The organism is Agrobacterium larrymoorei (assembly GCF_030819275.1).
GTDB lineage: Bacteria > Pseudomonadota > Alphaproteobacteria > Rhizobiales > Rhizobiaceae > Agrobacterium > Agrobacterium larrymoorei_B.
Genome location: NZ_JAUTBL010000002.1, coordinates 2,665,996 through 2,678,226 on the forward strand (window position 1 = coordinate 2,665,996; position 12,231 = coordinate 2,678,226).

Sequence of the window (12,231 nt, forward strand, 5' to 3'; positions counted from 1 at the left end):
GATAAAACAAGGACTTAAAGCGTGTAAGCGAATCTGAAAGATCGCGACACGCTTTAACGTAAACGAAGGGATGGCCAACCAAGCCGGGCGTGGCGCTAAAGGCAAAATGCCCAAACCTGTCACGACGACCAAGCGAAGTGTATATTACCGCTCATGAACATGCTGATTCGATTGCTGAAATGGTTCGCCTACATCGCACTCGGGGCTGTTGCCCTTCTTGTGATCGTGGTCCTGTTTCTGGGTCTGAGCCCCTTTGGCGCTCGGTTCGTAGCGGACGAGGTCTCGCGCATTGCCTCCAGCGAGGATCAGACGATCACCATTTCGCCGCCCAAGGGCCTGCTGAGCGGCAGGCTGCGGTTGGACGGGGTGACGATTGCCGATCGCGACGGCCCTTATGCAAAGCTTGATGGCGTTGAACTCGACTGGTCGCCGCTCGATCTTCTGACTGGCACCTTCCACGCCGAACGGCTGACCGCCGCCAACATCACGGTCGATCGTCTTCCACTCCCCCCGTCAGAACCCGTGCAGAAAAGCTCGGGCAGCTTCACCCTTCCGTTTGACGTGGCCATCGACGATCTTTCCTTGCCGAATATCGAGCTTGGCGAGAAGCTTGCGGGACGCGCCTTTTCTCTGAGCGCCTCCGGCAACGGCTATGCCACGGCCGATACGATAACGGCCTCGCTCTCGGCCTCCCGCAAGGACGAGCAACGCGCCTCGATCGATGCTGACTTCGCCTATGTTCCGGGTGAAAACGTGCTGAAGCTGAAGGCGGTTTTGAATGAACCGGAAGGCGGCCTTCTTGCCAATCTGCTTCGTCTTCCAGGCGCCCCGGCCGTATCCATCAATCTGAATGGCGAAGGCCCGCTGTCAGACTGGTCGGGCAAGCTCGTCGGCGCGGTTGCCGGAAATCAGGTTCTGTCTCTCGATGGCCATCATAGCCTTGCAGCCGATGGCACGCGCCGTGTGACGTTGCAGGGTGGAGGCCAACCGGATCGCCTTCTGCCTCCGCTGATGCGACAGCTCTTTACCGGCGAAACCAAGGTCGATCTTGCCGCATCCATTTCGCCGGAGGGACGCATCAGTGTTGAAAACGGCAATCTGGAAACCGGCGCGTTGATCCTCACCGCCTCCGGCAGTCTCGACCCTCAAGGCCAGAACGATCTCTCTGCCAATCTCATCGGAACCAATGGGCCTGTCGACGTGCGCCTGCCGCTCGGGCAAGGTCAGGTTCAGGCACTCGTCGATGGCATTGATCTCAGCCTGCGCGGCAATGCCGATGCGGCAAGGCTGAACACCGTCGTGTCGCTGCGCTCACTCACCGCGCCACAAGGCACGCTTGAGGGTGTAAAGCTGACCGCAACCAGCGACGATCTGAATGTTGCCAACCGCACCGGAACGATCCGCACGCTGCTTGCTGTCGACCATTCGGCACTGACTGCGCCCGATCTGGAGCGCGCTATCAAGGCACCCTTGAAGCTCAGCGCCCCCTTGCGCGTCTCGCCGCAATCCATCGCCTTTGAAGGGGCGACGCTGGAGAGCGCCAGCATCGGTGGCACGGCCAGCGGCTCCTACGATCTGTCAGAAGGCCGCGTCTCGTCCAATTTGCGCCTCTTCGTGCTGCCCTCCGTATTGCCGACCGGCCTCTCGGAGAAATTCGATGGGACGATTGCGATTGACGGCTATGTGCAGAGCCTCATCGGTGGCGCGACCAGCCTCGAAAACCTCGTGGTGAAATCGAGCACGCTGGAAGCCAATGGCGACGTGACACTCGACAACGGCACGATCGGCGCGAAACTCTCCGGTCGCCTGCCATCCCTGCAAAAGCTCTCGCCGCAGGCAGAGGGGTCTCTCGACTTTTCGCTGCAGGCCAACGGCCCTATCAATGCGGCGGATTTCACCGCCGATCTCTCGGCGGATCGAGCGACACTGGCAGGGCGAGCGCTGCAATCGCTGAAGGTTTCCGCCAGCGGCAAGGCGGATTTTGCTGCCCCGCAAGCCAGATTCCAGGCGACGGGCACGCTCGACAACCAGCCGATCGACGCCTCTGCTGCTTTGGTGCAAACCGGTGAAGGCACGGCCATTCCAGAGCTGAACGTCAAGGTCGGCTCCAATGTGTTAACGGGCAAGCTGCAACTGACACCGCAGTTTCTACCTTCCGGCGACCTCTCCTTCGATTTCCCCGATATCTCGCTGCTCGCAGCGCTTGCGGCCCAACAGGCAAGCGGCGACCTGAAGGGCGATATCGCGATCAGCAATGCCAATGGCAAGATCGCCGCGACGATCCGTGCCAGCGGCAACAGCATCCGCCAAGGCACCACGACGATTGCCGGATTGGCAGCCGATCTGAAGGTGGACGATCTTGCCGCACTCGCCATCAATGGCAATGTGAAGGCGGACAAGATCGATGCCGGTGCCGCTGCCCTATCCGGCATTGCGCTGAATATCGACCACGCATCGAACGCCACCACCTTCGACCTCAACGGCCGCTATGACAACGCGCCGCTGGTGCTGAAAGGTCGCGCAGACACCGGTGCCTCGCCGATGACCGTCTCCGTGGATAGCTTCTCCGCGACACCGCGAGGGATCCCGGTCCGGCTTGCCGCGCCCACCACGATCGCTATCGAAAACGGTGTGGCCCGTATCGCAGGCCTGACCATCCAGACAGGCAACGGCCGGGTCGAGGTCAACGGCACTGCTGGCTCCACGCTCGATCTCAACGTCGCCATCCGCTCGCTGCCAGCCAACCTCGCCAATGCCTTTTCGCCGGGGCTCGATGCAGGGGGCACCATTTCCGGCACGGTCGTTGCCAAGGGTGCAGCTGCCGATCCTGCTGTCGATTACGATCTGACATGGTCGGACGCGGCTGTGGCGCAGACGCGCGCCGCAGGTCTTGGCCCCTTGGGCATCAAGGCGAATGGACGCTATGCTGGCCAGACGCTGCGGCTCGATACCAATCTGAGTGCAGGCGGCGGTCTTGCACTATCCGGTGGAGGCACGCTTGGCCTTGCCGGCAACCGGCCACTGGCCATGAGCTTCAAGGGCAATATTCCTTTTGCAGCACTTGCGGCGCAGACGTCCGCTCAGGGCTTCGTCGTCAACGGCTCCGCAGCTGTCGATATCCGCATTGAAGGTACGGCAAGCGCGCCCTCTGTCACAGGCACCATCACCACCGACGGCGCCCGCGTGACCGATGTCCGGCGCAATCTGACCGTCAACAATATTGCCGCGACGATCAGCTTCAACCGCGATGTCGCTACCATTTCACGGCTGACCGGCGCCATGTCAGGCGGCGGAACGCTCTCGGGCTCCGGCACCATCGGCATCAATCCTGGCGCCGGTTTCCCTGCCGATCTCAGCCTCACACTGAACCGCGCCACTTACGTGGACGGTACGCTCTTCACCACCCAGGCCAGCGGTACGGTGACGTTGAAGGGACCGGTCCTGACCTCGCCCATGCTTGCCGGGACGATCACGCTGGACAAGAGCGCGGTCACAATTCCCGAACGGCTGCCCGCTTCGCTGGCGGAAATCGACATCAAGCACAAGAACGCCCCGCCAGCGGTCCGGCGCCAGGATGCGGAACTGCGCGCAGACCAGGGTGGTGACGGCACCTCCTCGACCATCGGCCTCGATCTCCAGATCAACGCGCCGAGCGGCATCTTCGTACGCGGGCGCGGTGTCGATGCCGAATTGAACGGCAATCTGACCGTTCGCGGCACGGCGGCGAACCCGCAGGTCTCAGGTGGCTTCACCATGCGCCGCGGCCGGTTGGAGATTCTGACCCGCCGGCTTGATTTCACCAACGGCGATATCACCTTCGGTGGCGGTCTAATTCCGGTTCTCAATATGTCTGCCGATTCCACCGTAGGCTCCAATACCGTGACGGTGACCGTCAGCGGCAACGCCAACGATCCGGCCTTCGCCTTCACCTCCTCGCCTGCACTGCCGCAGGATGAGATCATGGCGCAGCTGATCTTCGGCCAGTCCATGTCGAAGCTCTCTCCCCTGCAGATCGCACGCCTGGCAGACGCGGCAAGCCAGCTGGCCGGCGGGCGCTCCACCTCGCTGTTCGACAGCCTGCGCAGCAATCTCGGCATCGACGATCTCGATATTTCCACCGACTCCGAAGGACGCGCACGCGTCTCCGCCGGAAAATACATCAATGAAAGAACCTATCTCGAACTGGAGCAGAGTGGCGATTCCGGCGCAAAGGCCATTATCAATCTCGACGTCGGACGCGGTGTGAAGCTGCGCGGAGAGGCCGGCGCCAGCGGCGAAGGCGCCGCCGGTATTTTTTATGAAAAGGAATACTGATCAACTTATGCGTGAACAACCAGATTTATGGGGTCACGTTAAGGAAATAGTTAAACTTCTTACAATTCAGAGATTTTTAAAGATACTGGGCTAAAACAACTGTTGTTGCCCTGAACCATCCGCATGCCGCGCCTAAGGCTCTTGTTCCGCCGCAACGCAATACTGGTATGACCTTACGGTTGAACCGTGACGGAGTTATTGAATGCTCTTCCTTCCTGGAACACAGGCAAAGGCAATTCTTGCTGCTTTAGGCCGTTCTCTAGCCATTATCGAATTTGATACGTCCGGCAATATTCTTTCCGCGAATGAAAATTTCTGCGGTGCGATGGGATACACAGCCAACCAGGTCATTGGCAAACACCACAGCATGTTCTGCGAACCTTCCTACGCGAACACCGAGGATTACAAGCAGTTCTGGACAAACCTCGCGGCCGGTCGTTTTGACAAGCGTCAATATAAGCGCATCGCCAAGGACGGACGGGAAGTCTGGATCGAGGCCTCCTACAACCCGGTCATGATCGGCAATCGCGTCAAGAGCGTCGTTAAGCTCGCAACCGTCATCACGGAGGCGAAGCGGAAGGCCGCAGAAGACTCCGGCAAGCTGGACGCGATTTCGCGTGTGCAGGCTGTCATCGAGTTCACGCCCACCGGCGACATCATTTCGGCCAACCAGAACTTTCTCAATGCGTTGGGCTATACGCTCGAGGAAATCCGCGGAAGACATCATCGCATGTTCTGCGAAGACAAAGTCCACCGCGATCCATCCTACGATGAGTTCTGGAAAAAGCTGGCGGGCGGTGAATTCACCACGGCCGAATATAAGCGCATCACCAAGACCGGGAAACCGATCTGGATTCAGGCTTCCTATAATCCAATCTTCGATGAAAACGGCAAAGTCTTCAAGATCGTCAAATTTGCCACCGACGTCACCGATCGCGTTGTGGCTGTGGACGGTCTTGCCGCAAGTCTCACGGCACTGTCGAATGGCGATCTCACCGGCACGATCTCCGTACCGTTCACCCCCACATTGGAAAAAGTCCGCCACGATCTCAATGCCTCGCTGGAAAAGCTTCAATCGGCCATGCGCGATGTGGCGAAAAGCACGAGCGGCATTACCATGGGTGCGCGTGAAATCAGCGAAGCCACCGACAACCTGGCGCGGCGTACCGAACAGCAGGCTGCGGCACTTGAACAAACCTCTGCGGCATTGCATGAGATCACCCGCACCGTTGCCCAAAACGCAAACCGTGCGGAAGAATCCGGTCGTCTCGTTGCCAACACCAAGGCCGATGCGGAGCAGTCCGGCCTCATCGTCGGCAAGGCGATCGAAGCCATGGGTCGCATCTCTCAATCCTCCAATGAGATCGGCAACATCATCGGCGTCATCGACGACATTGCCTTCCAGACTAACCTGCTCGCCCTGAACGCCGGTGTCGAAGCGGCACGCGCCGGTGAAGCTGGCAAGGGCTTTGCGGTTGTCGCGCAGGAGGTGCGTGAACTGGCGCAACGCTCGGCCAATGCGGCAAAAGAGATCAAGACGCTGATCAACACCTCTGCCAACCAGGTGAAGGAAGGCGTCGATCTCGTTGGCGAGACGGGCAAGGCACTGAGCAAGATTGTCGGCCAGGTGGCAGAGATCGACACCAATGTCGCGGCGATTGTCGAGACAGCGCATGACCAGGCCAATGGTGTCAGGGAAATCAGCCACGCGGTTGAAGCCATGGACACCAATACTCAGCAAAATGCCGCCATGGTGGAGCAGACGACCTCCTCCAGCCATGGACTCGAGCATGAAGCGCACGTCCTGTACGAACTTCTCGCGCAATTTAGATTTGGGAAACATTCTTCTGTTACGAATCAACCAGTGAAGCTTGAACAAAGAGCGTCGGTGGCGCGCGCTCCGGAGAGGAAGCCGAAGCCCGCGGTTCACGCGACGTCAGGTTCTCTCGCTCTGGCTCCGACACAAAAGGATTGGGAAGAATTCTGATGGCAATGATCAACTCGACAAACTTCGGCGGCGAAACCCTCGAAATCATAGCGTTTCGTCTTCACGATCAGGAATTCTGCGTCAAGACCACCACGATTCGCGAAATCCGCGGCTGGGCACCATCGACGCCTATTCCGCATGCTCCGCCGGATGTCATCGGCGTCATGAACCTGCGCGGTTCGGTCATTCCGATCATCGATCTTGCTTACAAGCTTGGCATGACGAGCACCGTTGCCAATGAGCGCAGCGCCATCGTTGTTGCCGAAGTGCACAATATGGTCATCGGCATGCTGGTCGACCGCGTCTCCGACATCCTGACGATCCCGGCAAGCCAGGTTCAGCCGGTTCCGGAAGTCTCCGCCTCCTTCGACAAGTCCTTCTCCGAAGGCATCATCGCCAACGAGCATGGCATGATCTGCTTCCTGAACCTCGCCAAGATGTTCAAGGGAACCGATATGGACGAACTGGCCGCCTGATCGGCGCCTTCCCTCAAGACCAGTCATCGAAGCCGTGTGGACACCTCCGCGCGGCTTTTTGCTTTTCTCTGGCTGTTCCGCAGTATCGGATGCCACAAGAATTCCGCTTCGGTCTGGAGACGTCACGCCGCGATACTATGTAGTATTCCGTACACAGCATTATTGCGATTACACTAAGAAAGAAACCATTAATATTAAGATGCTCTAATAAATGGATGCAAGCGCACAATCGATCTGGCCGAGGCGCAAGTAACGGGCTTCAGTGTGCTCAGCTATCGGGAGCACCGCCACAACATTTCGGCTGGCCTGGAGGGGAAAATGTTTTGGCTGGCAAAAAGCGCTGACAAGACCAACGTTCTGAGAGCATTCTCCACATCGCAAGCAGTGATCGAGTTCGATCTGCGCGGTACTATCCTGGAAGCAAACGCCAATTTCTGCGAAGCACTCGGCTATGAGCTGACCGAGATTGTCGGAAAGCATCACCGGATTTTTTGCGATCAGGATTATGCCAACTCGGCAGACTACCAGGACTTCTGGAGCGCGTTGGCGACAGGCTCGTTTAGGGCCGGTGAATTCAAGCGGCTGCGAAAGGACGGGCGCGAAATCTGGATCGAGGCGTCTTACAATCCCGTCTTCCGCGGCACCAAACCCTATAAGGTGGTGAAGATCGCCAGCGACATCACCGAAAAGAAGCTGAAGGCAAAAGAGGACAACAGCAAGCTGGAAGCAATCTCCCGTTCTCAGGCGGTTATCGAGTTCACGCCAGCAGGCGATATCATCACTGCCAACGAGAATTTCTGTCATACGCTCGGCTACAGCCTACAGGAAATCCAAGGGCGTCATCACCGGATGTTCTGCGAGCCGGCGTATGCAGCGTCGGACGCCTACCGCGATTTCTGGCGACGGTTGGCCGCCGGCGAATTCATTTCCGACGAGTTCGTCCGATTTGGCAAGGACGGCAAGGAGGTCTGGATCCAGGCGGCCTATAACCCCATCCTCGACGACAGCGGCGCGGTGGTGAAGGTGGTGAAATTTGCGACCGACGTGACACCGCGCATGAGCGCGATCTCGACGCTTGGACTGGCGCTGCGTGCGCTTGCGGAAGGCAATCTGCGCCAGCGCCTCGACACGCCCTTCGTGCCCAGCATGGAGAAGCTTCGCAGCGACTTTAACGAGGTGATCGAAAAGCTGCGCCTGACGATGCAGACCGTGGCGCAGAACGCGGAGATCATCGCCTCCGGCTCGGCAGAGATACGCGTCGCCGCAGACCAGCTCGCACAGCGCACGGAGCAGCAGGCAGCCTCCCTGGAGCAGAGTGCCGCAGCCCTTGAAGAAATCACCACCACGGGTGCGGACGCCAGCCGGAGAGCCGATGAGGCGGGCCATCTGGTCAGCGAGACCAAGGCCAATGCGGAGCGATCCGGCGAGATCGTTCACCGCGCCATCGCGGCCATGGACGCGATTTCCCATTCGGCTGGCGAGATCACCAACATCATCACCGTCATCGACAGCATCGCCTTCCAGACAAACCTTCTGGCGTTGAATGCTGGCGTGGAGGCGGCACGCGCTGGGGAGTCCGGCAAGGGCTTTGCTGTCGTGGCGCAAGAGGTCCGCGATCTGGCCCAGCGCTCCGCCGCAGCCGCCAAGGAGATCAGGCAACTGATCAATGCGTCCGGCGCGCATGTCGCGCGCGGTGTGGGTCTGGTGGGCGAAACGGGAGAAGCCTTGAAGCACATCGCGTCCCAGGTCGAGAGGATCGACACCAATGTGTCGGCCATCGTCGAAGCCGCACGCGAACAGGCAACGGGCCTCAGCGAAATCAACAATGCCGTCAACCTCATGGACCAGGCCACTCAAAAGAACGCCGCTATGGTGGAAGAGACGACGGCAGCCAGCCACGGATTGGCGCGGGAAGCCGAAACGCTCCGCCAGCTACTGACACAGTTTGACGTCGGCTTTGCCAACACCCCATCGCCTGCCCCTTCGCTTGTCACGTCTCTATCCGCTCGGGAGGGGGTCACACTGCCAAGGCAAATGCCTGCACGACGCTTCCGATCGGCAGCGCCAGCCGCTGTTGCGGCAGAGTGGACCGAGTTTTAAAGCGTGCCTCGTTCATGAGCGAGGGTGTCGCGGTCGGCCCAGTGCGTGTTCAAGTTGAGATACGCCAGGCAATTTAGGAAGCGGCTCTAGCCGCCCGGTGGCGCCGTCCTTGCTGAGCTGACCTCATCCCTATTCCTCAAAACATCAGGGCGCGAGCAGCCTTCGCGGAACATACACGCTTCCGCCATAGTGCCCACTCCCGTTCCTGTGCCGTCGCGGGGAGACAGTGAGAGAGGACTACCCTTAGACATCGTCATCTCTCGCCACGATTGCCGTCAGCCTGGCCTCTGCCAATGGCACGGGTACGCTGTCGCATGAGCCACTGGAGCGTGCTCATCACGCAAAGGCGCAGCATGAAGTGACCATCAAGCACAACGTGCATGTCGTCCCCGTGACGCTGCATAAAAACAAAAAAAGCGGCCACTTGGACCGCTCTTTTCTCATTTCCTATGTGGACGGTTGCTCGCGCGATCCCGCCCGGTCCTTTCAAGCGGCGACGAGAACCTCGTGCAGGTTCGTCAGCTCGTAAAGATGCTTTTCCAGCTTGGTCAGGTGATCGTGGTGGTGGTTTCCTTCCTCGATCTCCGAACGGGCAGCGGCGATGCGCTTCTGCAGATCATCCGGGCTCATGTCGTCAGCCGAGATGGCCGATTCAGCGAGCAGCGTGCAGCCGGTCGGCAGAATGTCGGCAAAGCCGCCAAACACCACATATTTGTGAGTTTCGCCAGATGCCGTCTTCACCGTGACGATGCCGGGCTTGATCGTCGTCATGACCGGTGCGTGGTTCGCCAGAACCGTCATTTCGCCGTCCGTCGCCGGAATCACGACTTCGCTGACCGTCTCGGAGACCAGCAAACGCTCGGGAGAAACAAGTTCGAATTTGAAAGTGTCGGCCATGGCTATTCACTTCTTCTGATTGCGCGACAGACGATGTCGCGGAGGGAAACGGCGCGCGGCGAAAACCGCGCACCAGTTCAATCACATCAAGCGGCTTCGCCAGCCAGCTTCTTTGCCTTCTCGATGGCTTCGTCCATGGAGCCGACCATGTAGAATGCCGCTTCCGGCAGGTGATCGTACTCGCCGTTGACGAGACCCTTGAAGCCCTTGATCGTGTCTTCGAGAGCAACGAGCTTGCCCGGAGAACCGGTGAAGACTTCGGCAACGAAGAACGGCTGGGACAGGAAGCGTTCGATCTTACGGGCGCGGGCAACCGACAGCTTGTCTTCTTCGGACAGTTCATCCATGCCGAGGATGGCGATGATGTCCTGGAGAGCCTTGTAGCGCTGCAGGGTCGACTGAACCTTACGAGCCACTTCGTAGTGCTCTTCGCCAACGATCAGCGGGTCGAGCATGCGCGAGGTGGAGTCGAGCGGGTCAACAGCCGGGTAGATACCCTTTTCGGCGATCGAACGCGACAGAACCGTCGTTGCGTCCAAGTGGGCGAACGAGGTGGCAGGTGCCGGGTCGGTCAAGTCGTCGGCGGGAACGTAAATGGCCTGAACCGAGGTGATCGAACCCTTGGTCGTGGTGGTGATGCGTTCCTGCATCTGGCCCATGTCCGTCGCGAGCGTCGGCTGATAACCAACAGCAGACGGGATACGACCGAGCAGAGCGGACACTTCCGAGCCAGCCTGGGTGAAGCGGAAGATGTTGTCCACGAAGAACAGAACGTCCTGGCCTTCGTCGCGGAAGTTTTCAGCGATCGTCAGACCGGTCAGAGCAACGCGGGCACGCGCACCTGGCGGCTCGTTCATCTGGCCGTAAACCAGAGCAGCCTTGGAGCCTTCGCCGCCGCCGTGCTTGTTCACGCCGGACTCGATCATTTCGTGATAAAGGTCGTTACCTTCGCGGGTACGCTCACCGACGCCCGCGAAGACGGAGTAACCGCCATGCGCCTTGGCGACGTTGTTGATGAGTTCCATGATCAGAACCGTCTTGCCAACGCCAGCGCCGCCGAACAGGCCGATCTTGCCGCCCTTTGCGTAAGGCGCGAGCAGGTCGACGACCTTGATGCCGGTGACGAGGATCTGTGCTTCCGTCGACTGGTCGACGTAGGACGGCGCTTCCTGGTGGATGGCACGCTTGGTTGCAGTGTTCAGCGGACCGGCTTCGTCGACCGGCTCACCGATAACGTTCATGATACGGCCGAGCGTCTCAAGACCAACCGGAACCGAGATCGGCGCGCCGGTGTTGGCGACCGGCTGGCCGCGAACGAGGCCTTCGGTGGAGTCCATCGCGATGGTACGAACGACGCTTTCGCCGAGGTGCTGCGCAACTTCGAGAACAAGGCGGTTGCCGTTGTTGTCGGTTTCAAGCGCGTTCAGGATCGCCGGCAGTTCGCCTTCGAACGCAACGTCCACAACAGCGCCGATAACCTGCGTAACCTTGCCGGTAGCGCCCTCGGTCGCTGCGGTCTTAATGGGGGTAGCTGCCTGAGCCATTATCCTTACCCTCTTTCCTTACCTCAGAGCGCTTCCGCGCCCGAAATGATTTCGATGAGTTCCTTGGTGATCTGAGCCTGACGCTGGCGGTTGTAGGACAGCGTCAACTTGTGGATCATTTCACCGGCATTGCGGGTTGCGTTGTCCATCGCGCTCATCTTGGCGCCCATTTCACCAGCAACGTTCTCCAGCAATGCGCGGAAAACCTGGACGGAAATGTTGCGCGGAATGAGATCTTCCAGAATGGAGGCTGCATCCGGCTCGTATTCATAGATCGCCGTGTTGGCGGTCGCTGCCTGTTCGGCGGCTGGAACAGCAGCCGGGATCAACTGAAGGCCCGTCGGGATCTGGCTGATCACGGACTTGAATTCCGAGTAGATCAGCGTGCAGACATCGAACTCGCCAGCGTTGAAACGGGCAATGATGTTCTTGGCGATCAGATCGGCATTGGCAAAACCCACCCGCTTCACGTCGCGCAGTTCAATGCGCTCGATGATGTTGGAGGCGAATTCGCGACGAAGGCTATCGTAGCCCTTCTTGCCGACCGTGATGATCTTGACCGTCTTTCCCTGCGCCATCAGCTTGCGGGCCTGATCGCGGGCAAAGCGGGAAATCTGTGAGTTGAAACCGCCGCACAGACCGCGCTCCGCCGTGCAGACGACGAGCAGATGCACATCGTCCTTGCCGGTTCCGGTCATCAGCGCCGGAGCGACATCGGCTTCCACCGCCTGAGCGATGTTGGCCAGCACGGCGCTCATGCGCTGCGAATATGGGCGGGCGGCCTCCGCAGCTTCCTGGGCGCGCCGAAGCTTCGCCGCGGCGACCATTTTCATCGCCTTGGTTATCTTCTGCGTCGCCTTTACGGAGGCAATGCGGTTTTTCAGATCCTTTAGTGAAGGCATCCGTTATCCGT

The 12,231-nt window shown here is 59.4% G+C and carries 7 protein-coding genes; 4 read left to right on the plus strand and 3 right to left on the minus strand.

What is annotated here, in order from left to right; genetic code table 11:
- The first annotated feature begins 153 nt into the window (after nucleotides 1–153).
- From QE408_RS21525 to QE408_RS21540, 4 genes are all read left to right on the plus strand, one after another.
- Nucleotides 154–4,314 carry a translocation/assembly module TamB domain-containing protein gene (locus QE408_RS21525; RefSeq protein WP_306934502.1) on the plus strand — a complete coding sequence of 1,387 codons (4,161 nt, stop codon included), beginning with the start codon at nucleotides 154–156 and terminating at the stop codon, nucleotides 4,312–4,314.
- Nucleotides 4,315–4,516: 202 nt separating this feature from the next.
- Nucleotides 4,517–6,301 carry a methyl-accepting chemotaxis protein gene (locus QE408_RS21530; protein ID WP_306934503.1) on the plus strand — a complete coding sequence of 595 codons (1,785 nt, stop codon included), beginning with the start codon at nucleotides 4,517–4,519 and terminating at the stop codon, nucleotides 6,299–6,301.
- Nucleotides 6,301–6,777 carry a chemotaxis protein CheW gene (locus QE408_RS21535; protein ID WP_062424868.1) on the plus strand — a complete coding sequence of 159 codons (477 nt, stop codon included), beginning with the start codon at nucleotides 6,301–6,303 and terminating at the stop codon, nucleotides 6,775–6,777. The genes QE408_RS21530 and QE408_RS21535 overlap by 1 nt, the downstream gene beginning before the upstream one ends.
- Before the next feature lie 318 nt (nucleotides 6,778–7,095).
- Nucleotides 7,096–8,877: a methyl-accepting chemotaxis protein gene (locus tag QE408_RS21540; protein WP_306934504.1), complete on the plus strand. Its 1,782-nt coding sequence runs from the start codon at nucleotides 7,096–7,098 to the stop codon at nucleotides 8,875–8,877.
- Between the two features lie 486 nt (nucleotides 8,878–9,363).
- Here the strand turns inward: QE408_RS21540 and QE408_RS21545 are convergent, their stop codons facing one another.
- The 3 genes from QE408_RS21545 to QE408_RS21555 form a co-directional block, all read right to left on the minus strand.
- Nucleotides 9,364–9,774 (minus strand): F0F1 ATP synthase subunit epsilon, encoded by a 411-nt coding sequence (locus QE408_RS21545; protein ID WP_306934505.1) that lies wholly within the window; start codon nucleotides 9,772–9,774, stop codon nucleotides 9,364–9,366.
- A gap of 86 nt (nucleotides 9,775–9,860) precedes the next feature.
- Nucleotides 9,861–11,318, minus strand: coding sequence for a F0F1 ATP synthase subunit beta (gene atpD, locus QE408_RS21550; protein WP_306934506.1), 1,458 nt, complete (start codon nucleotides 11,316–11,318; stop codon nucleotides 9,861–9,863).
- 23 nt (nucleotides 11,319–11,341) lie between these two features.
- Entirely contained in the window at nucleotides 11,342–12,220 is an 879-nt protein-coding gene (locus QE408_RS21555; protein ID WP_306934507.1) for a F0F1 ATP synthase subunit gamma, read from the minus strand.
- Nucleotides 12,221–12,231 lie beyond the last annotated feature (11 nt).